Source organism: Streptomyces sp. NPDC052721 (genome assembly GCF_040678315.1).
In the GTDB taxonomy this organism is placed as follows: Bacteria; Actinomycetota; Actinomycetes; order Streptomycetales; family Streptomycetaceae; genus Streptomyces.
On the sequence record NZ_JBFATL010000042.1, the window covers coordinates 60453 to 81497 of the forward strand.

Annotated in this window: 17 protein-coding genes; 14 read left to right on the top strand and 3 right to left on the bottom strand. The window is 70.6% G+C overall.

Features of this window, described 5'->3' with window-relative positions; all coding sequences use genetic code 11:
* Position 1 precedes the first annotated feature (1 nt).
* The 3 genes from secF (at position 2) to relA (ending at position 4452) form a co-directional block, all read left to right on the top strand.
* Positions 2-1108, top strand: coding sequence for a protein translocase subunit SecF (gene secF / locus AB0L21_RS31385; RefSeq protein WP_365704803.1), 1107 nt, complete (start codon positions 2-4; stop codon positions 1106-1108).
* A complete protein-coding gene (locus tag AB0L21_RS31390; RefSeq protein ID WP_365704801.1) occupies positions 1105-1644 on the top strand; it encodes an adenine phosphoribosyltransferase in 540 nt (179 codons plus the stop codon). The genes secF and AB0L21_RS31390 overlap by 4 nt, the downstream gene beginning before the upstream one ends.
* Before the next feature lie 273 nt (positions 1645-1917).
* On the top strand, positions 1918-4452 hold the full coding sequence (gene relA / locus AB0L21_RS31395; RefSeq protein WP_030985244.1) for a GTP pyrophosphokinase: 2535 nt from the start codon (positions 1918-1920) through the stop codon (positions 4450-4452).
* Positions 4453-4551: 99 nt separating this feature from the next.
* Here the strand turns inward: relA and AB0L21_RS31400 are convergent, their stop codons facing one another.
* Positions 4552-5781: a DUF349 domain-containing protein gene (locus AB0L21_RS31400; protein ID WP_365787846.1), complete on the bottom strand. Its 1230-nt coding sequence runs from the start codon at positions 5779-5781 to the stop codon at positions 4552-4554.
* A 177-nt stretch (positions 5782-5958) separates the two neighbouring features.
* Positions 5959-6783, bottom strand: coding sequence for a peptidylprolyl isomerase (locus AB0L21_RS31405; protein ID WP_365787848.1), 825 nt, complete (start codon positions 6781-6783; stop codon positions 5959-5961).
* 169 nt (positions 6784-6952) lie between these two features.
* Between AB0L21_RS31405 and AB0L21_RS31410 the strand changes: the two genes are divergently transcribed.
* The 5 genes from AB0L21_RS31410 (at position 6953) to rpsD (ending at position 12132) form a co-directional block, all read left to right on the top strand.
* Positions 6953-7660 carry an MBL fold metallo-hydrolase gene (locus AB0L21_RS31410; protein WP_365704795.1) on the top strand — a complete coding sequence of 236 codons (708 nt, stop codon included), beginning with the start codon at positions 6953-6955 and terminating at the stop codon, positions 7658-7660.
* A 13-nt stretch (positions 7661-7673) separates the two neighbouring features.
* On the top strand, positions 7674-8936 hold the full coding sequence (gene hisS / locus AB0L21_RS31415) for a histidine--tRNA ligase (protein WP_365704793.1): 1263 nt from the start codon (positions 7674-7676) through the stop codon (positions 8934-8936).
* A 220-nt stretch (positions 8937-9156) separates the two neighbouring features.
* Positions 9157-9813 (top strand): vitamin K epoxide reductase family protein, encoded by a 657-nt coding sequence (locus AB0L21_RS31420; RefSeq protein ID WP_365787850.1) that lies wholly within the window; start codon positions 9157-9159, stop codon positions 9811-9813.
* 43 nt (positions 9814-9856) lie between these two features.
* Positions 9857-11212, top strand: coding sequence for a replication-associated recombination protein A (locus AB0L21_RS31425; protein ID WP_365704789.1), 1356 nt, complete (start codon positions 9857-9859; stop codon positions 11210-11212).
* A gap of 305 nt (positions 11213-11517) precedes the next feature.
* A complete protein-coding gene (rpsD, locus tag AB0L21_RS31430) occupies positions 11518-12132 on the top strand; it encodes a 30S ribosomal protein S4 (RefSeq protein ID WP_228618885.1) in 615 nt (204 codons plus the stop codon).
* A gap of 21 nt (positions 12133-12153) precedes the next feature.
* Here the strand turns inward: rpsD and AB0L21_RS31435 are convergent, their stop codons facing one another.
* Positions 12154-14325, bottom strand: coding sequence for a regulator (locus tag AB0L21_RS31435; protein WP_365787852.1), 2172 nt, complete (start codon positions 14323-14325; stop codon positions 12154-12156).
* A 162-nt stretch (positions 14326-14487) separates the two neighbouring features.
* Between AB0L21_RS31435 and AB0L21_RS31440 the strand changes: the two genes are divergently transcribed.
* From AB0L21_RS31440 to AB0L21_RS31465, 6 genes are all read left to right on the top strand, one after another.
* Positions 14488-14916 carry a DUF948 domain-containing protein gene (locus tag AB0L21_RS31440; protein ID WP_365704900.1) on the top strand — a complete coding sequence of 143 codons (429 nt, stop codon included), beginning with the start codon at positions 14488-14490 and terminating at the stop codon, positions 14914-14916.
* A 16-nt stretch (positions 14917-14932) separates the two neighbouring features.
* Positions 14933-15280, top strand: coding sequence for a hypothetical protein (locus AB0L21_RS31445; RefSeq protein WP_365704785.1), 348 nt, complete (start codon positions 14933-14935; stop codon positions 15278-15280).
* A complete protein-coding gene (gene alaS, locus AB0L21_RS31450) occupies positions 15280-17952 on the top strand; it encodes an alanine--tRNA ligase (protein WP_365787854.1) in 2673 nt (890 codons plus the stop codon). The genes AB0L21_RS31445 and alaS overlap by 1 nt, the downstream gene beginning before the upstream one ends.
* Positions 17953-17954: 2 nt before the next feature.
* Entirely contained in the window at positions 17955-18419 is a 465-nt protein-coding gene (gene ruvX, locus AB0L21_RS31455) for a Holliday junction resolvase RuvX (RefSeq protein ID WP_365704780.1), read from the top strand.
* A 121-nt stretch (positions 18420-18540) separates the two neighbouring features.
* Entirely contained in the window at positions 18541-20202 is a 1662-nt protein-coding gene (mltG, locus tag AB0L21_RS31460; RefSeq protein ID WP_365704778.1) for an endolytic transglycosylase MltG, read from the top strand.
* Entirely contained in the window at positions 20183-21022 is an 840-nt protein-coding gene (locus AB0L21_RS31465; protein ID WP_365704776.1) for a shikimate dehydrogenase, read from the top strand. The genes mltG and AB0L21_RS31465 overlap by 20 nt, the downstream gene beginning before the upstream one ends.
* Positions 21023-21045: the final 23 nt, after the last annotated feature.

The window sequence follows — 21045 nt, forward strand, 5'->3', positions numbered from 1 at the left end:
GATGTCGAAACTCGGCAACCTCGGCGCTCGACTGCACCGCGGCGAGATCTCTTACGACTTCGTCGGCAAGCGCAAGATCTGGTACGGCATCTCGATCCTGATCACCATCACGGCCATCGTGGGCCTGGCGGTGCGCGGCCTGAACATGGGCATCGAGTTCCAGGGCGGCGCGGTCTTCACGACGCCCACGAGCATGAGCACGTCGGTGGCGAAGGCGGAGGAGTACGCCACGGAGGCCTCGGGCCACGAGGCGATCGTGCAGAAGCTGGGCAACGGCAGCCTGCGCATCCAGATCGCCGGCATCGACACGGACCAGTCCGACAGGATCAAGCAGGAGCTGGCCAAGGACCTGAACCTCGACCCCGAGAAGCTCGCCGCCGACCTGGTCGGCCCGAGCTGGGGCGAGCAGATCGCCAACAAGGCCTGGGAAGGCCTGGCGATCTTCATGGTCCTCGTCGTGATCTACCTGGCGATCGCCTTCGAGTGGCGCATGGCCGTCGCGGCCCTCGTCGCCCTCATCCACGACATCACGATCACGACCGGCATCTACGCCCTGGTCGGCTTCGAGGTCACACCCGGCACGGTCATCGGCCTGCTGACCATCCTCGGTTACTCGCTCTACGACACGGTCGTCGTCTTCGACAGCCTCAAGGAGCAGACGAAGGACCTCACCAAGCAGACCCGGTTCACCTACAGCGAGATCGCCAACCGGTCGATCAACGGCACCCTGGTCCGCTCCATCAACACCACGGTCGTCGCCCTGCTGCCGGTCGCCGGTCTGCTCTTCATCGGCGGCGGCTTCCTCGGTGCGGGCACGCTCAACGACATCTCCCTGTCGCTGTTCGTCGGTCTCGCGGCCGGTGCCTACTCGTCGATCTTCATCGCCACGCCGCTCGTCGCCGACCTCAAGGAGCGCGAGCCGGCGATGAAGGCCCTCACCAAGCGGGTCCTGGCGAAGCGGGCCCAGACCGGCGGCGACGGGGACCTCGCCGCGGAGACCCGGGCCGGTGACGACGCCCACGACGCCGCTCCCGCAGTGGTGGGCCCGCGCGACCAGCCCGCGTCCCGTGGCCGGGGCCGCGGCCGGACCTCGGGGAAGCGCCGATGACCGACATCAAGGAGCTGCTGCTCAGCCGCATCCGTGACGTCGCCGACTACCCGGAGCCCGGGGTGATGTTCAAGGACATCACCCCGCTCCTGGCCGACCCGGCGGCCTTCACCGCGCTCACCGACGAGCTGGCCGAGATCGCCGCCGACACCGGCGCGACCAAGGTCGTCGGCCTGGAGGCCCGGGGCTTCATCCTCGGCGCCCCGGTCGCCGTCCGCGCCGGCCTGGGCTTCATCCCCGTCCGCAAGGCGGGCAAGCTGCCCGGGGCCACCCTGCGCCAGGCGTACGACCTGGAGTACGGCTCGGCGGAGATCGAGGTGCACGCGGAGGACCTGGTCACCGGCGACCGCGTCCTGATCGTGGACGACGTCCTGGCCACCGGCGGCACCGCCGAGGCCGCGATCCAGCTCATCCACCGCGCGGGCGCCGAGGTCTGCGGCCTCGCGGTCCTGATGGAGCTGGGCTTCCTGGACGGCCGCTCCCGCCTGGAACCGGCCCTCGGCGCAGCCCCGCTGACGGCCCTCCTCCAGGTCTGACCGACCCGCACGGCGCGACGGCCGCCCCGGAACACCGGGGCGGCCGTCGTCGTACGGGCCATGCGCTCACCGCGGCGGCCGTCGTCGTGCGGACACGCGCCGCACACCCGGAGAGCCCCCCGAGGACACCTCCCGGAATCCCCCGGCGGCCCCCTGCGTTGCACAGCTAGACGGTCCTCACAGCCGCCTGCAGGCGATGACCGGGCTCAGGATCGCTACCATGGGGTTTCCGGAGCCTGACCGGGGGACCCGGATCGCGCACGAGGAGCCCTCTTGCCAGACGAGGCCCAGCCACTGACCGCCGCCAAGCCCGAGCCCGCCTCGGCCCCCGCGGCGAAGCCCGCGCCGAACGCTTCCCACGTGAAGAACGACACCCGCGGGACGGTCGAGCACGCCCAGTCCGCGCCCGTCGAGAAGAGCGCCGAGTCCTCGCGCCCCAAGCCCGCCCCTCCCGAGCGCCCCGCGCAGCCGCCCGTGGTCCGCCAGCCGGCCACGCCGCCCACCCGCACCGGCTCCTCCAACCGCGTCCGGGCCCGCCTCGCCCGCCTCGGCGTCCAGCGCGCGAACCCGTACAACCCGGTCCTGGAGCCGCTGCTGCGGATAGTGCGCAGCAACGACCCCAAGATCGAGAACTCCACGCTGCGCCAGATCGAGCGCGCCTACCAGGTCGCCGAGCGCTGGCACCGCGGCCAGAAGCGCAAGAGCGGCGACCCCTACATCACGCACCCGCTCGCCGTCACCACGATCCTCGCGGAGCTGGGCATGGACCCGGCCACCCTGATGGCGGGGCTGCTGCACGACACCGTCGAGGACACCGAGTACGGCCTGGAGGACCTGCGCCGGGACTTCGGCGACGTGGTGGCCCTGCTCGTCGACGGCGTCACCAAGCTGGACAAGGTCAAGTTCGGCGAGGCCGCGCAGGCCGAGACGGTACGCAAGATGGTCGTCGCCATGGCCAAGGACCCGCGCGTCCTGGTCATCAAGCTCGCCGACCGCCTGCACAACATGCGCACCATGCGCTACCTCAAGCGCGAGAAGCAGGAGAAGAAGGCGCGCGAGACGCTGGAGATCTACGCTCCGCTCGCCCACCGCCTCGGCATGAACACCATCAAGTGGGAGCTGGAGGACCTGGCCTTCGCGATCCTCTACCCCAAGATGTACGACGAGATCGTACGGCTCGTGGCCGAGCGCGCGCCCAAGCGCGACGAGTACCTCGCCATAGTGACCGACGAGGTCCAGGCCGACCTGCGCGCCGCCCGCATCAAGGCGACCGTCACAGGCCGCCCGAAGCACTACTACAGCGTCTACCAGAAGATGATCGTCCGCGGCCGTGACTTCGCGGAGATCTACGACCTGGTGGGCATCCGCGTCCTCGTCGACACGGTCCGCGACTGCTACGCCGCCCTCGGCACGGTGCACGCGCGATGGAACCCGGTCCCCGGCCGGTTCAAGGACTACATCGCGATGCCCAAGTTCAACATGTACCAGTCGCTGCACACGACGGTCATCGGCCCCAACGGCAAGCCGGTCGAGCTGCAGATCCGCACCTTCGACATGCACCGCCGCGCGGAGTACGGCATCGCCGCGCACTGGAAGTACAAGCAGGAGGCCGTCGCCGGAGCCTCCAAGGTGCGTACCGACGTGCCCAAGGCCGGCAAGAAGGACGACCACCTCAACGACATGGCGTGGCTGCGCCAGCTCCTCGACTGGCAGAAGGAGACCGAGGACCCGGGCGAGTTCCTGGAGTCCCTGCGTTTCGACCTGTCCCGCAACGAGGTCTTCGTCTTCACCCCCAAGGGCGACGTCATCGCGCTGCCGGCCGGGGCCACCCCGGTGGACTTCGCGTACGCCGTCCACACCGAGGTCGGCCACCGCACCATAGGGGCGCGGGTCAACGGCCGGCTCGTACCGCTCGAATCCACCCTGGACAACGGCGACCTGGTGGAGGTCTTCACCTCCAAGGCGGCCGGCGCCGGCCCGTCCCGGGACTGGCTCGGCTTCGTCAAGTCGCCCCGGGCGCGCAACAAGATCCGTGCCTGGTTCTCCAAGGAGCGCCGGGACGAGGCGATCGAGCAGGGCAAGGACGCCATCGTGCGGGCCATGCGCAAGCAGAACCTGCCGATCCAGCGGATCCTCACCGGCGACTCGCTCGTCACGCTCGCCCACGAGATGCGCTACTCGGACATCTCCGCGCTGTACGCGGCGATCGGCGAGGGCCATGTCTCCGCGCAGAACATCGTGCAGAAGCTCGTCCAGGCCCTAGGCGGCGAGGAGGCCGCCACCGAGGAGATCGACGAGACGGTCCCGCCGTCCCGCACCCGGGGCCGCAAGCGCCGCTCCAGCGCCGACCCGGGCGTCGTCGTCAAGGGCGTCGAGGACGTGTGGGTCAAGCTGGCCCGCTGCTGTACGCCCGTGCCCGGCGACCCGATCATCGGTTTCGTCACGCGAGGCAGCGGCGTATCGGTTCACCGCAGCGACTGCGTCAACGTGGAGTCCCTGTCCCGTGAACCGGAGCGCATCCTGGACGTCGAGTGGGCGCCCACCCAGTCCTCGGTCTTCCTGGTCGCCATCCAGGTCGAGGCCCTGGACCGCTCCCGGCTGCTGTCGGACGTCACCCGGGTCCTGTCCGACCAGCACGTCAACATCCTGTCGGCGGCCGTCCAGACGTCCCGCGACCGCGTGGCCACCTCCCGCTTCACCTTCGAGATGGGCGACCCCAAGCACCTCGGCCATGTCCTGAAGGCCGTCCGGGGCGTGGAGGGCGTGTACGACGTCTACCGCGTGACATCGGGCCGCAGCCGCTCGTAGGGCCGCAGCCGCTCGTAGGAGGGGCTCCGCGCAAGCACCCCGCACAGGGAAGGGCCCCGTACGCTCGTACGGGGCCCTCTGCGGTGCGTGACGGGGAGTTCAGCCGCCGAACTCCTGCAGGCCCTTCAGGGCCTGGTCCAGGAGCGCCTGGCGGCCCTCCAGTTCCTTCTCCAGCTTGTCGGCCCTGGCGTTGTTGCCCTGGGCGCGCGCCTGCTCGATCTGCGCCCTCAGCTTGTCCACGGCGGCCTGGAGCTGACCGGTCAGACCCTCGGCACGCGCGCGTGCCTCCGGGTTCGTCCGGCGCCACTCGGCCTCCTCGGCCTCCTGGAGCGCCCGCTCGACGGCGTGCATCCGGCCCTCGACCTTCGGCCGCGCGTCCCGCGGGACGTGACCGATGGCCTCCCAGCGCTCGTTGATCGAGCGGAAGGCGGCCCGCGCGGCCTTCAGATCGCTGATCGGCAGGAGCTTCTCGGCCTCCTCGGCCAGTTCCTCCTTGAGCTTCAGGTTCTCCGACTGCTCCGCGTCCCGCTCGGCGAAGACCGAGCTGCGGGCGGCGAAGAAGACGTCCTGGGCGCCGCGGAAGCGGTTCCACAGGTCGTCCTCGTGCTCGCGCTGGGCGCGGCCCGCGGCCTTCCACTCCGCCATCAGCTCGCGGTACCGGGCGGCCGTCGGTCCCCAGTCCGTCGAGTCCGACAGCGCCTCGGCCTCGGCGACCAGCCGCTCCTTGGTCCGGCGGGCCTCCTCGCGCTGCGCGTCCAGCTGCGCGAAGTGCGCCTTGCGGCGCTTGGAGAACGCCGACCGGGCGTGCGAGAAGCGGTGCCACAGCTCGTCGTCGGACTTGCGGTCCAGGCGCGGCAGCCCCTTCCACGTGTCCACCAGCGCCCGCAGCCGCTCTCCGGCGGCCCGCCACTGGTCGGACTGCGCCAGCTGCTCGGCCTCGGCGACCAGGTCCTCCTTGGCCTTGCGGGCCTCGTCGGACTGCCGGGCCCGCTGCTGCTTGCGCTCCTCGCGGCGCGCCTCGACGGTCTCGACCAGCTTGTCCAGCCGCACCCGCAGCGCGTCCAGGTCGCCGACCGCGTGGTGCGCGTCCACCTGTTCGCGCAGGTGGCCGATGGCGGCCTGGGCGTCCTTCGCCGACAGGTCGGTGGTCCGCACTCGCTTTTCGAGGAGGCCGATCTCGACAACCAGGCCCTCGTACTTGCGCTCGAAGTAGGCCAGCGCCTCCTCGGGGGAGCCGGCCTGCCAGGAACCGACGACCTTCTCGCCGTCGGCCGTACGCACGTACACGGTCCCCGTCTCGTCGACGCGGCCCCACGGGTCGCTGCTCACAGCGCCTCCTCCACATGATGCCTGCGAGGGGCCTCAGCACCCCCGGGCATCGTCCACAGTTTCGTCACGGCCAACATAGGCGACCAGCGGGTGGCCTGTCCGCATCCAGCGCGACCGAAATTCGGCGGTCGGCCGTTCCCCGCCCCCGTTGACCTCAGGACTTGGTGACGGCCGGCCTCAGGACTTGCTCACGGTCGCCTTGTTGATCACGACCGTGGCGTTCGGCGCACCGTCACCGGCACCCGTGCTCTCGCCGGCCGCGGCGATCTTGCTCAGCACCTTCATGCCCGCCGCGTCGATCGTGCCGAAGGGGGTGTAGCTCGGCGGCAGCGGGCTGTCCTTGTAGACGAGGAAGAACTGGCTGCCGCCGGTGTGCTTCTGGCCGGTGTTGGCCATCGCCACCGTGCCCGCCGGGTAGGTGTTGTTCTTCAGGCTCTTGTCCTTGAGGTTCTCGTCCGGGAGCGTGTAGCCGGGACCGCCCATGCCGGTGCCCTGCGGGTCGCCGCACTGCAGGACGTAGATGCCCTGGGTGGTCAGCCGGTGGCACTTGGTGTGGTCGAAGTAGCCCTTGCCCGCGAGGAAGTCGAACGAGTTCACCGTGTGCGGGGCCGCCGACGTCTTGAGCGCGATACCGATGTCACCGCACGTCGTCGCGAGCTTCAGCGTGTACTTCGCCGACGTGTCGATCGTCATCGCCGGCTCCTTCTTCCAGCTCAGCGTCTGCACCGAGCCGGCCGCCGGCTTCGCGCACGGATCCGGAGCCTTGCTCGTCGGCGACGCGCTCGGGGTGACCTCGGCGCTCGCGTTCTCCTTCTTGTCGCCGTCGTCCTTCAGCACGCCGGTCGTGTACAGGGCGACGCTGCCGATCACGACCACGCCCAGTACCGACGCGATCACGGAGTTGCGCAGGCGGGCCTTGCGCCGCGCCTCGGTGCGCCGCTGCTGCTGCCGCAAGAACTTCTCCCGGGCGAGCTGACGCCGCCGCTGCTCCTGGCTGACCACCGGGTTCTCTCCTCATGCGTGTCGTGTGTCGGGCGGTACGCGTGCGTCCTCGTGATCCGACCGCTGCGTGTAGCCCCGTACCGTATATGGGTTCGCTGAGGAAACGGCAGCGCCGGTAGGCTCTGACTGCAGCGGAAGCCGCCTGTAATCGACACAACGAAGGACGATCGTGCTCATTGCCGGGTTCCCCGCCGGGGCCTGGGGGACGAACTGTTATCTCGTCGCCCCCGCCGCCGGTGAGGAGTGCGTGATCATCGACCCCGGCCACCAGGCCGCCGACGGCGTCGAGGAAGCACTGAGGAAGCATCGGCTCAAGCCCGTCGCCGTCGTCCTCACCCACGGCCACATCGACCATGTCGCCTCGGTCGTCCCCGTCTGCGGGGCGCACGACGTCCCGGCCTGGATCCACCCCGAGGACAGGTACATGCTGAGCGACCCCGAGAAGGCGCTCGGCCGGTCCATCGGCATGCCGCTGATGGGCGAGCTGACCGTGGGGGAGCCGGACGACGTCAAGGAGCTGACGAACGGCACCACCCTCGAACTGGCGGGCCTTGAGTTCTCCGTCGCGCACGCGCCGGGCCATACCAAGGGGTCGGTGACCTTCCGGATGCCCGAGACCGCCGACGTCCCGTCGGTGTTCTTCTCCGGGGATCTGCTGTTCGCCGGCTCCATCGGACGCACCGACCTTCCGGGCGGATCCATGGAGGACATGTTGCAGTCGCTGGCCCGCGTGTGCCTGCCGCTCGACGACTCCACCGTGGTGCTGTCCGGCCACGGCCCCCAGACGACCATCGGCCAGGAGCGCGCCACCAACCCCTATCTGCGGCAGGTGGCGGCCGGCCAGGGAGCCGCCGAGGCTCCCCGACGAGGAATGTGACGAGAGACCTTCCGTGAGCACCTTCAAGGCACCCAAGGGCACCTACGACCTGATCCCGCCGGACTCGGCGAAGTATCTGGCGGTCCGTGAGGCGATCGCCGCTCCGCTGCGCAACTCCGGCTACGGCTACATCGAGACCCCCGGCTTCGAGAACGTCGAACTCTTCGCGCGCGGTGTCGGCGAGTCCACCGACATCGTGACCAAGGAGATGTACGCCTTCGAGACCAAGGGCGGCGACAGGCTCGCCCTGCGCCCCGAGGGCACCGCGTCCGTGCTGCGCGCGGCCCTGGAGGCCAACCTGCACAAGTCGGGCAACCTCCCGGTCAAGCTCTGGTACTCCGGCTCCTACTACCGCTACGAGCGCCCCCAGAAGGGCCGTTACCGGCACTTCTCCCAGGTCGGTGCCGAGGCGATCGGCGCCGAGGACCCGGCGCTGGACGCCGAGCTGATCATCCTGGCCGACCAGGCGTACCGCTCCCTGGGCCTGAGGAACTTCCGCATCCTGCTGAACAGCCTGGGCGACAAGGAGTGCCGTCCGGTGTACCGGACCGCGCTGCAGGAGTTCCTGCGCGGCCTGGACCTGGACGAGGACACACGCCGTCGCGTCGACATCAACCCGCTCCGGGTCCTCGACGACAAGCGCGAGTCGGTCCAGAAGCAGCTGACCGGCGCGCCGCTGCTGCGCGACTACCTGTGCGACGCCTGCAAGGCGTACCACGAGGAGGTCCGCGAGCTGATCACCGCCGCGGGCGTCTCCTTCGAGGACGACCCCAAGCTGGTGCGCGGCCTGGACTACTACACCCGCACCACCTTCGAGTTCGTGCACGACGGCCTGGGCTCGCAGTCCGCGGTCGGCGGCGGCGGCCGGTACGACGGCCTGTCCGAGATGATCGGCGGCCCCGCGCTGCCGTCCGTCGGCTGGGCCCTGGGCGTCGACCGCACGGTCCTCGCGCTGGAGGCCGAGGGCGTGGAACCGGACATCCCGGCGACGACCAGCGTCTACGCCGTCCCGCTCGGCGAGGAGGCCCGCCGGATGCTGTTCGCCAAGGTCACCGAGTTGCGCAAGGTGGGCATCGCGGCGGACTTCGCGTACGGCGGCAAGGGTCTGAAGGGCGCCATGAAGAACGCCAACCGCTCGGGCGCCCGCTACGCGATCGTCGCCGGTGAACGCGACCTCGCCGAGGGCGTCGTCCAGCTCAAGGACATGGAGTCCGGCGAGCAGACGGCGATCGGCGTGAACGAGATCGTGGCGGAACTGGAAGCGCGGCTCGGCTAGCGGCACACGCGCGCGTAGGCGCCGGACGCTCTCCCCGAGGGGGCGTCCGGCGCCTTCGTCGTACGTACTGCTCAAGGCATCCGGCGCTGTCCGGAACCGAGCAAGCGGTACCCGTCGTACGTACATGCTTATGCGGAGCGAACGGTGCGCACACACGCGTGTGCGGCACAATGACCCGTGCCCGAAGATGGTCCGCTTCTCAAGTGACGGAATCGGCGTGATGAGCAAGACGACAGTCAAAGACGTCTCCGCGGAGCCCGGCCCGGAGCGCCCCGCCGACGCCCCGCGCGCGGTGGGCGGCAGCCGCGCCTTCGCCATCCTGTTGGTGATCACCGGCGCGGCCGGACTGCTGGCCGCCTGGGTCATCACGATCGACAAGTTCAAGCTGCTGGAGGCCAAGGTCGCCGGCAAGACGTTCACCCCCGGGTGCAGCCTGAACCCGGTCGTCTCCTGCGGCAGCGTCATGGAGAGCAAGCAGGCCGCCGCCTTCGGCTTCCCCAACCCGATGCTCGGCCTGGTCGCCTACGGCGTCGTCATCTGCGTCGGCATGAGCCTGCTGGCCCGCGCCCGGTTCCCGCGCTGGTACTGGCTGACCTTCAACTTCGGCACGCTCTTCGGCGTGGCCTTCTGCACCTGGCTGCAGTTCCAGTCCCTGTACCGGATCAACGCGCTGTGCCTGTGGTGCTCGCTCGCCTGGGTCGCCACGATCACCATGTTCTGGTACGTCACCTCGTTCAACGTCCGCAACGACTTCCTGCCGTCCCCGCGCTGGCTGAAGTCCTTCTTCGGCGAGTTCACCTGGGTGCTGCCGGTGCTGCACGTCGGCATCATCGGGATGCTGGTCCTCACCCGCTGGTGGGACTTCTGGACCAGCTGACGGTCCCGGCCGGATTGTCAGTGCGGTGTTCTAGGGTTTCAGCGTGGAACCCGACCTCTTCACCGCAGCAGCAGAAGAACGCCAGGAGAAGGATCCGGCAGCGAGCCCCCTGGCGGTACGCATGCGCCCGCGCACGCTCGACGAGGTCGTGGGCCAGCAGCATCTGCTCGGGCCCGGCTCCCCGCTGCGCCGGCTGGTCGGCGAGGGCAACGGCGGCCCGGCCGGCCCGTCCTCGGTGATCCTGTGGGGTCCGCCCGGCACCGGCAAGACCACCCTGGCCTACGTCGTCTCGAAGGCGACGAACAAGCGGTTCGTCGAGCTGTCCGCGATCACGGCGGGCGTCAAGGAGGTCCGCGCGGTCATCGACGGCGCCCGCCGCGCCACCGGCGCCTTCGGCAAGGAGACCGTCCTCTTCCTGGACGAGATCCACCGCTTCAGCAAGGCCCAGCAGGACTCCCTGCTCCCGGCCGTGGAGAACCGCTGGGTGACCCTGATCGCGGCCACCACGGAGAACCCGTACTTCTCGGTGATCTCCCCGCTGCTCTCCCGTTCCCTCCTGCTCACCCTCGAACCGCTCACCGACGACGACATCCGCTCCCTGCTCCGCCGCGCGCTGGGCGACGAACGCGGCCTCAAGGACGCCGTCGCCCTCCCCGAGGACACCGAGGAGCATCTGCTCCGCATCGCCGGCGGCGACGCCCGCCGCGCCCTGACCGCCCTGGAGGCCGCCGCCGGGGCCGCCCTGGACCAGGGCGAGAGCGAGATCAGCCTGCGGACGCTGGAGCAGACGGTCGACCGGGCCGCGGTGACGTACGACCGCGACGGCGACCAGCACTACGACGTCGCCAGCGCCCTCATCAAGTCCATCCGCGGCTCCGACGTCGACGCGGCCCTGCACTACCTGGCCCGCATGATCGAGGCCGGCGAGGACCCCCGGTTCATCGCCCGCCGGCTGATGATCTCCGCCAGCGAGGACATCGGCCTCGCCGACCCGAACGCGCTGCCCATCGCCGTGGCCGCCGCCCAGGCCGTCGCCATGATCGGCTTCCCGGAGGCCGCGCTCACCCTCAGCCACGCCACGATCGCCCTGGCCCTCGCCCCCAAGTCCAACGCCGCGACCACCGCGATCGGCGCCGCCCTGGAGGACGTACGCAAGGGCCTGGCCGGTCCCGTGCCACCGCATCTGCGCGACGGGCACTACAAGGGCGCGGCCAAGCTAGGCCACGCCCAGGGGTACGTGTACCCGCACGACCTGCCCGAGGGCATCGCCGAGCAGCAGTACGCTCCGGACGCCCTGAAGGACCGCGAGTACTACACGCCGAGCCGGCACGGTGCCGAGGCCAGATACGCGGACGCCGTGGAGTGGACCCGCAAGCGCCTCGGTCGCAAGCGGTCCTGAGCACCCTGTAGACTGCTCCGAAGTGCTGAGTCCCGTGCTGTCAGAGCGGGACAACCAGCCGGAGACCGGTCCCGCGCGGACCGGCTCCAGGAGCGTCGCGCACCGTCGAACGGTGTCGCGGGCAGCCCACCACCACCCGGAGCCACGGGAACGGTCGGTGGGCCACTCGCGTGCTGCACGTATGTGCCCAGACCAGGGAAGCGGCTGCCCGGCAGGTCCCCTGCGGACCCGGCGGGTTTTCCCGGCTGCGGATGCGACCTCCCAGAACACTGACAAGCCGAACACTACGAAAGAGACGAAAGACAGTGGCGAACCAGTCCCGCCCCAAGGTCAAGAAGTCGCGTGCCCTCGGTATCGCGCTGACCCCGAAGGCCGTCAAGTACTTCGAGGCCCGCCCCTACCCGCCGGGTGAGCACGGCCGCGGCCGCAAGCAGAACTCGGACTACAAGGTCCGTCTGCTGGAGAAGCAGCGCCTGCGCGCTCAGTACGACATCTCCGAGCGCCAGCTGGTCCGCGCCTACGAGCGTGCGTCCAAGGTGCAGGGCAAGACCGGCGAGGCCCTGATCGTGGAGCTGGAGCGCCGCCTCGACGCGCTGGTCCTGCGTTCGGGCATCGCCCGCACGATCTACCAGGCCCGCCAGATGGTCGTCCACGGCCACATCCAGGTCAACGGCCAGAAGGTCGACAAGCCGTCCTTCCGTGTCCGCCCGGACGACGTCGTGCAGGTCCGCGACCGCTCCAAGGACAAGACGCTCTTCCAGATCGCCCGTGAGGGCGGCTTCGCCCCCGAGGGCGAGACCCCGCGCTACCTGCAGGTGAACCTCAAGGCCCTGGCGTTCCGCCTGGACCGCGAGCCGAACCGCAAGGAAGTTCCGGTCATCTGCGACGAGCAGCTCGTCGTCGAGTACTACGCCCGCTGACCCCGGTCACGGCGTAAGACCTCAGCCCGCCGTCTCCCCGCCCTTCCGGGTGGGCGAGGCGGCGGGTTCGCGCTGTCCGGGGCGGGTGTGCCGGACCGGCCCCCGGGGCGCGGGCAGCGCCGGCAGCGGCTGTGCGTCCTTGCGCAGCGCCCGGGCCACCGCCGTCTCCCGGTCCAGCCGCGCCCCCCGGCGCACCCACTCCTCGTACCGCTCGTCGCCCAGCGCCTCCCGGGCCATGGCCTCGCACCGCTCGTGCGGGGCGTTGTAGTAGGCCGAGCCGAACAGCGGCAGCCCGACCGAGGGCCACATCCGCCCGGCGGCGCCCTGGAGCACCGCCGCCTCCACCGGATCGCCCTGCGTCACCGTCACCAGGGCCAGCAGCTCGATCGACAACACCGTGCCCAACAGGTCGCGGAAGCCGTGCGCGTTGTCCAGGCAGTCCGCCAGCAGCTCCCGCGCACGGGCCGGGTCACCGCCCTGCCAGGCCGCGTACGCCAGCACGTACAGGGCGTACGACCGCGCCCACCGCTCCCCGTGGTCCTCGCACACCCGGCGCACGTCCTCGCACAGCCGCACCGCGTCCGGCAGATCCCCCTGGAACGCCCGCGTCATCGCCAGCTCCACCTGGCCCATCAGGACGTTGCTGTTCAGCTCGCCGATCTCCTGGTAGCGCTCCAGCGCCGACCGCAGCAGCGTTTCTGCGCGGGCCATGTCATCCGTGACCAGGGCCAGACAGCCGGTGCGGTGCTCGGCGTACGCCACCGCTGTCGGATCGGCCGACCGCTCCGCCTGCTCCCGGCACATCCGGAGCGCCTGGAGCGCCGGCACGGTGTCGCCCTGCAGGATCGCCACATAGCCGAGCACCCACAGCGCCTTCAGCCGGGACCGCTCGTACTCCGAGTCCAGCTCCAGGCCGCGCTCCAGCCACCGCCGCCCCTCCGCGAGCCGGCCGCACCCCACCCAGCAGAACCACAGCGAACCGGCCAGATGCTGGCCGAGATGCGCCTCCTCCGGCTCGGTCAGGCAGAACTCCAGCGCGGTCCGCAGATTCGGCAGCTCCGCCTCGACCCGCGCGGCCACCTCCCGCTGGCGGGGCGAGAACCAGTCCAGCTCGCACATGGTGGCCAGGCCCAGGTACCAGTCGCGGTGCCGTCTGCGCAGCCGGCCCGCGTCCCCGGTCGCCTCCAGCCACTCGGCGCCGTAGGCCCGGACGGTGTCCAGCATCCGGTAGCGCGGGCCCGCCGGGGTCTCCTCGCGCGAGACGACCGACTGGGCGAGCAGCTCCGACAGCACGTCCAGCACGTCCTCGGCGGCCAGCCCGTTCCCGCTGCACACGTACTCGACCGCCTCCAGGTCGAAGGAGCGCGCGAACACCGACAGCCGTGCCCACAGCAGCCGTTCGGCCGGCGAGCACAGCTCGTGGCTCCAGCCGATCGCCGTGCGCAGCGTCTGGTGCCGGGGGAGGACGTCCCGGCCGCCACCGGTCAGCAGCCGGAACCGGTCGTCGAGGCGGTGCAGCAACTGCGCCGGGGACAGCGCCCGCAGCCGCCCGGCCGCCAGCTCCAGCGCCAGCGGGATCCCCTCCAGCCGCTGGCACAGCTCCCGCACCTCGGCTCCGTCGGCCACCGGCACGCCCTGCGCCCGGGCCCGGTCCGTGAACAGCTCCACCGCCTCGTCCTCGCCGAGCGGCGCCAGCGGGAACAGCCGCTCGCCCGCGAGGCCCAGCGGACGCCGGCCCACGGCCAGCACCCGCAGCTCCGGCACCTTCCGCAGCAGCTCCGCCGTCAGATCGGCACAGGCCGCCACCAGGTGCTCGAACCCGTCCAGCACCAACAGCGCCCGCCGCCCGGCCAGATGCTCCAGCAGCGTCTCCCGGGGCAGGCGTGTGGTGTGGTCGGTCAGCCCGAGCGCCTCCACGACCGCGTACTCCAGGAACTGCGGATCCCGCACCGCCGTCAGCTCCACCCGCCCCCAGCCCGGGCCGCCCGCCGGGGCACCGGACGCCCAGCGCGCCGCCACCCGCGCGGCCAGCCGGGACTTGCCGACCCCGCCCACCCCGGTCACGGTCACCAGCCGTGCCTGACCGAGCGCCGTCGTCAGCCCGGCCAGCTCGGCCGAGCGCCCGACGAAAGCGGTGAGTTCGAGGGGCGGATCGCCGTCCGCCCAGGAGCCGGGGCTGTGAGGACCTCGCATGGGACACGGAGCGTACTGAACCGTGTTCACCGCGTACAATCGCTTCCCGCAACTCCGCCGCCTCCGCCCGGTAATCCGGTACGGAGCCTCCGCCCCGGCGCGATAGGCTCGGGGCACGACTTTTTCGATGCTCAGGCACGTTTCAGGGAGCGGGTGCGCACAGTGTCCGGTGGAGAGGTGGCCGGGATCCTGGTGGCCGTCTTCTGGGCGATCCTGGTCTCCTTCCTCGCGGTCGCACTGGCGAGGCTGGCCCAGACGCTCAAGGCGACCACCAAGCTCGTGGCGGACGTGACCGACCAGGCGGTCCCGCTGCTCGCCGACGCCTCCGAGGCGGTGCGCTCCGCGCAGACGCAGATCGACCGGGTCGACGCGATCGCCTCCGACGTCCAGGAAGTGACGTCGAACGCCTCCGCGCTGTCCACCACCGTCGCCTCCACCTTCGGCGGCCCGCTGGTGAAAGTCGCGGCCTTCGGCTACGGCGTCCGCCGGGCGCTCGGCGGCCGCAAGGAGGAGGACGTGCCGGGGAAGTCGCCCCGGCGTACCGTGATCGTGGGCCGGACGGTCCCTGCCGCACGACGCAAGCGGAAGTAAGGACTGAGACCGAGCGATGTTCCGCCGTACGTTCTGGTTCACCACAGGTGTCGCCGCCGGTGTGTGGGCCACCACCAAGGTCAACCGCAAGCTGAAGCAGCTGACCCCGGAGAGCCTGGCCGCCACCGCGGCGAACAAGGCCCTGGAGACCGGTCAGCGGCTGAAGGACCGCGCGGTCGGCTTCGCGCTCGACGTCCGCGACAACATGGCCCAGCGGGAGGCCGAGCTGGAGGAGGCGCTGGGCATCCAGGACAGCCACGAACTCCCCGGGCCCCGGCGGTTCGCCGCCATCGAGAACAACCGCAGCAACCCGCAGTACGTCGAGAACACGACGTACTCGTACAACCGGAATGAGGACCACTGATGGAGTCGGCCGAGATTCGCCGCCGCTGGCTGAGCTTCTTCGAGGAGCGCGGGCACACCGTCGTCCCTTCGGCGTCGCTCATCGCGGACGACCCGACTCTGCTCCTCGTCCCCGCCGGCATGGTGCCCTTCAAGCCCTACTTCCTGGGTGAGGTCAAGCCGCCGTTCCCGCGCGCCACCAGCGTGCAGAAGTGCGTGCGCACGCCCGACATCGAAGAGGTCGGCAAGACCACGCGCCACGGCACCTTCTTCCAGATGTGCGGCAACTTCTCCTTCGGCGACTACTTCAAGGAAGGCGCCATCAAGCTCGCCTGGGAGCTGCTCACCAGCCCCCAGGACAAGGGTGGTTACGGCCTGGAGCCGGAGAGGCTCTGGATCACCGTCTACAAGGACGACGACGAGGCCGAGCGCATCTGGCACGAGGTCGTCGGTGTGCCGATGGAGCGCATCCAGCGCCTGGGCATGAAGGACAACTTCTGGTCCATGGGCGTCCCCGGCCCCTGCGGTCCCTGCTCCGAGATCAACTACGACCGCGGCCCCGAGTTCGGCGTCGAGGGCGGCCCCGCCGTCAACGACGAGCGGTACGTGGAGATCTGGAACCTCGTCTTCATGCAGTACGAGCGCGGCGAGGGCACCGGCAAGGACAACTTCGAGATCCTCGGGGACCTGCCGAGCAAGAACATCGACACGGGCCTCGGCCTGGAGCGGCTCGCCATGATTCTGCAGGGCGTGCAGAACATGTACGAGATCGACACCTCGATGGCCGTCATCGAGAGGGCCACCGAGCTGACCGGCGTGCGCTACGGCGACGCCCACGCCTCGGACGTGTCCCTCCGCGTGGTCACCGACCACATGCGCACCGCCACCATGCTCATCGGCGACGGCGTCACCCCCGGCAACGAGGGCCGTGGCTACGTGCTGCGCCGCATCATGCGCCGCGCCATCCGCAACATGCGCCTGCTCGGCGCCACCGGCCCGGTCGTCAAGGACCTCATCGACGTCGTCATCGGCATGATGGGCCAGCAGTACCCGGAGCTGATCACCGACCGCGAGCGCATCGAGAAGGTCGCCGTCGCCGAGGAGAACGCCTTCCTCAAGACGCTGAAGGCCGGCACCAACATCCTCGACAGCGCCGTCACCGAGACCAAGGCCCAGGGCTCCACCGTCCTGCCCGGCGACAAGGCCTTCCTGCTCCACGACACCTGGGGCTTCCCGATCGACCTCACCCTGGAGATGGCCGCCGAACAGGGCCTCTCCGTGGACGAGGAGGGCTTCCGCCGCCTGATGAAGGAGCAGCGGGAGCGCGCCAAGGCCGACGCCCAGGCCAAGAAGACCGGCCACGCCGACCTCGGCGCCTACCGCGAGATCGCCGACGCCGCCGGCGCGACCGACTTCATCGGCTACACCGACACCGAGGGCGAGTCCACGATCGTCGGCATCCTGGTCGACGGCGTCTCCTCCCCGGCCGCCACCGAGGGCGACGAGGTAGAGATCGTCCTGGACCGCACCCCGTTCTACGCCGAGGGCGGCGGCCAGATCGGCGACACCGGCCGGATCAAGGTCGACTCCGGCGCCGTCATCGAGGTCCGCGACTGCCAGAAGCCGGTCCCGGGCGTGTACGTCCACAAGGGCGTCGTCCAGGTCGGCGAGGTGACCGTCGGCGCCAAGGCCCACGCCGCCATCGACGCCCGCCGCCGTACGGCCATCGCCCGCGCCCACTCGGCCACCCACCTCACCCACCAGGCCCTGCGCGACGCCCTCGGCCCGACGGCCGCCCAGGCCGGTTCCGAGAACCAGCCCGGCCGTTTCCGCTTCGACTTCGGCTCCCCGTCCGCCGTGCCGACGGCCGTGATGACCGACGTCGAGCAGAGGATCAACGAGGTGCTCGCCCGCGACCTCGACGTGCGCGCCGAGATCATGGGCATCGACGAGGCCAAGAAGCAGGGCGCCATCGCCGAGTTCGGCGAGAAGTACGGCGACCGGGTCCGTGTCGTGACCATCGGCGACTTCTCCAAGGAGCTGTGCGGCGGCACGCACGTGCACAACACCGCCCAGCTGGGTCTGGTGAAACTGCTCGGCGAGTCCTCCATCGGCTCCGGTGTGCGCCGTATCGAGGCCCTGGTCGGCGTCGACGCCTACAACTTCCTCGCCCGCGAGCACACGGTCGTCAACCAGCTGACCGAGCTGCTCAAGGGCCGCCCGGAGGAGCTGCCGGAGAAGGTCTCCGCCATGCTCGGCAAGCTGAAGGACGCCGAGAAGGAGATCGAGAAGTTCCGCGCCGAGAAGGTGCTCCAGGCCGCCGCCGGTCTCGCCGAGTCCGCCAAGGACGTGCGGGGCGTCGCCCTGGTCACCGGTCAGGTCCCGGACGGCACCACCCCGGACGACCTGCGCAAGCTGGTCCTGGACGTGCGCGGCCGGATCCAGGGCGGCCGGGCCGCCGTCGTGGCCCTGTTCACCGTCAACAACGGCAAGCCGCTGACGGTCATCGCCACCAACGAGGCCGCCCGCGAGCGCGGCCTCAAGGCCGGTGACCTGGTCCGTACGGCCGCCAAGACGCTCGGCGGCGGCGGTGGCGGCAAGCCGGACGTCGCCCAGGGCGGCGGCCAGAACCCGGCCGCGATCGGCGAGGCCGTCGAGGCCGTCGAACGGCTCGTGACGGAAACCGCGAAGTGACGATGCGCAGAGGACGTCGGCTCGCGATCGACGTCGGGGACGCCCGGATCGGGGTCGCCTCGTGCGACCCCGACGGGATCCTCGCCACTCCGGTGGAGACCGTCCCCGGCCGGGACGTCCCCGCCGCCCACCGCCGGCTGCGTCAGCTGGTGGAGGAGTACGAACCGATCGAGGTCGTCGTCGGCCTCCCTCGCTCCCTCAAGGGGGGCGAGGGCCCGGCCGCGGCCAAGGTCCGCGCCTTCGCCCAGGAGCTGGCCAAGGGCGTCAAGCCGGTGCCGGTGCGGCTGGTGGACGAGCGGATGACCACGGTGACGGCCAGTCAGGGACTGCGCGCCTCGGGCGTGAAGTCGAAGAAGGGCCGCGCGGTCATCGACCAGGCCGCCGCCGTCATCATTTTGCAGCAGGCCCTGGAATCCGAACGGGTGTCAGGTGAACCACCCGGCGAAGGCGTCGAAGTGGTCATCTGATCGCGATACGGTAACGTTCCGCGCGATGCGCCGGTGTTCGAACAGCCGGGGCACAGCAAGAGGCGGAGCGGAAGCCGGCCCCCGGCCGCGTGACCGTCGGCCTCGCGGCTCTAGGGGATCGATGACTGAGTATGGCCGGGGCCAAGGCTCCGAACCGTGGCATCCGGAGGACCCGTTGTACGGGGACGGCGGATGGGGAGGACAGCAGGGCCAGGCGGGCCCGCAGTCCCCCTACGGCGGCCAGCCGCAGCACCATCCGCAGGCGCCGCAGCACGGCGACTGGAGCCAGGAACAGCAGCCCGGGTACGGCGGACAGCAGCACCAGTACTACGACGGATCGGGCCGGCCCGAGTACGACCAGCGGTTCGCCCACCAGACCCAGCAGCAGTTCCACCAGGGCGGCTGGGACGCGACCGGCACCCACGGCCATGTGCCCTACGCCGCCGACCCCGGTGACCCGTACGGCCAGCAGCCCGTGGCCTACGGCGCGCAGCAGCCCGACTTCTACCCCACCGAGGACGCCTATCCGCCGCCGGAGCCGCCCGGCCGCCGCCAGCCCGAGCCGGAGCCCGAGCCCGAGCCGCAGGCGGCGGGCGAGGAGGAGCACGCCTTCTTCGCGGGAGGCGGCGGCGAGGACGGCGAGGAGGAGCACGAGCTCCAGAGCCGGCGTGAGCGGCGCGGCAAGAAGCCCGTCAAGAGCAAGAAGCGGCGCACCGGCTGCGCCTGCATGGTGGTCGTCCTGGTGTTCGGCGGCGGCCTCGGCGGCGTCGGGTATTTCGGCTACCAGTTCTACCAAAATCGTTTCGGCACGGCTCCGGACTATGCGGGCGACGGCACCAGCGAGACGGTGACCGTCGAGATCCCGAAAGGCGCGGGCGGCTGGGAGATCGGCCGCCGCCTGAAAGAGGCCGGGGTCGTCAAGAGCGCCGAGGCGTTCGTCCACGCCCAGACCACGACTCCGGGCGGCGACGGAATCCAGGCCGGCGCCTATCTCCTGAAGAAGGAGATGTCCGCCGCCAGCGCCGTCCGGCTGATGATGGACCCGCGCAGCCAGAACAATGTGATCGTCACCCCGGGCGAGCGCAATACCGGTGTCTACGCGGCCATCGACAAGAAACTCGAACTGTCCGCGGGAACGACCAAGAAGGTCGCCGAGAAGAATTACAAGACCCTCGGCGTGCCGGCCTGGGCGCAGAACAACAGCGACATCAAGGACCCGCTGGAGGGCTTCCTCTTCCCGGGCACCTATCCGGCCGCCAAGGGCATGAAGCCCGACGCCATCCTGAAGCAGATGGTCACCCAGGCCAAGCTGAAGTACGCCGCCTACGGCCTGACCGGCAAGGCCAAGGCACTCGGCCTGGACAACGCCTTCGAACTCGTCACGGTCGCGAGCCTGGTGCAGGCCGAGGGCAAGACCCACGACGACTTCCGCAAGATGGCCGAGGTGGTCTACAACCGCCTCAAGCCCACCAACACCGAGACCAACCGGCTGCTGCAGTTCGACTCGACCTACAACTACCTGAAGGGCACGAGCAACATCCACATCTCCGAGAAGGAGATCACCAGTAACCGGGACCCGTACAACACGTACGCCCACAAGGGACTTCCGCCCGGCCCGATCGGCAACCCCGGCGAGGACGCGCTGAAGGCGACCCTGAATCCGACGCACGACGGCTGGATGTACTTCGTGGCGACCGACGGGACGAACAACACCGAGTTCGCCAAGACCTTCGCCGAATTCCAAGAACTCAAGGACAAGTTCAATGCCAACGCGGGCAACTGACGGCCGCCGTGCCGCCGTGCTCGGTTCGCCGATCGCCCACTCCCTCTCCCCGGTGCTGCACCGGGCCGCGTACGACGCGGTGGGCCTCACCGGCTGGTCGTACGACAGCTTCGACGTCGACGAGGCCGCCCTGCCCGGCTTCCTGGACAAGCTCGGGCCCGAGTGGGCGGGGCTGTCGCTGACCATGCCGCTGAAGCGGGCGGTCATCCCGCTGGTGGACGAGATCAGCGACACCGCCGCCTCGGTCGACGCGGTCAACACGCTCGTCTTCACCGAGGACGGCCGCCGGCTCGGCGACAACACCGACATCCCGGGCATGGTGGCGGCCCTGCGCGAGCACGGCATCGAACAGGTCGACTCCGCCGCCGTCCTCGGCGCCGGCGCCACCGCCTCCTCCGCGCTCGCCGCGCTGGCCCGGGTCTGCACCGGGGAGGTCGTCGCCTACGTCCGCAGCGAGGCCCGCGCCGCCGAGATGCGCCAGTGGGGGGAACGGCTCGACGTGGAGGTCCGCACCGCAAACTGGGCGGACGCGGCCGAGGCCCTGCGCGCGCCGCTGGTCATCGCCACCACGCCCGCCGGCACGACCGACGCCCTCGCCGCCGCCGTACCCGAACGCCCCGCCACCCTCTTCGACGTGCTCTACGACCCCTGGCCCACCGAACTGGCGGCCCGCTGGTCCATGTTCGGCGGTGCCGTGGTCAGCGGCCTCGACCTGCTGGTCCACCAGGCCGTGCTCCAGTTCGAGCAGATGACCGGGCACACCCCGGGCCCCCTTGAGGCCATGCGGCACGCCGGCGAGCAGGCGCTCGCAGCCCGCTGACGCCCCGCACGCGTCCGCCTGCT

Coding starts and splice junctions, on each gene's coding strand:
- secF (WP_365704803.1), top strand. CDS start 2: ATGTCGAAACTCGGCAACCTCGGCGCTCGACTGCACCGCGGCGAGATC.
- AB0L21_RS31390 (WP_365704801.1), top strand. CDS start 1,105: ATGACCGACATCAAGGAGCTGCTGCTCAGCCGCATCCGTGACGTCGCC.
- AB0L21_RS31420 (WP_365787850.1), top strand. CDS start 9,157: ATGAGCAAGACGACAGTCAAAGACGTCTCCGCGGAGCCCGGCCCGGAG.
- AB0L21_RS31435 (WP_365787852.1), bottom strand. CDS start 14,325: ATGCGAGGTCCTCACAGCCCCGGCTCCTGGGCGGACGGCGATCCGCCC.
- AB0L21_RS31445 (WP_365704785.1), top strand. CDS start 14,933: ATGTTCCGCCGTACGTTCTGGTTCACCACAGGTGTCGCCGCCGGTGTG.
- alaS (WP_365787854.1), top strand. CDS start 15,280: ATGGAGTCGGCCGAGATTCGCCGCCGCTGGCTGAGCTTCTTCGAGGAG.
- ruvX (WP_365704780.1), top strand. CDS start 17,955: ATGCGCAGAGGACGTCGGCTCGCGATCGACGTCGGGGACGCCCGGATC.
- mltG (WP_365704778.1), top strand. CDS start 18,541: ATGACTGAGTATGGCCGGGGCCAAGGCTCCGAACCGTGGCATCCGGAG.
- AB0L21_RS31465 (WP_365704776.1), top strand. CDS start 20,183: ATGCCAACGCGGGCAACTGACGGCCGCCGTGCCGCCGTGCTCGGTTCG.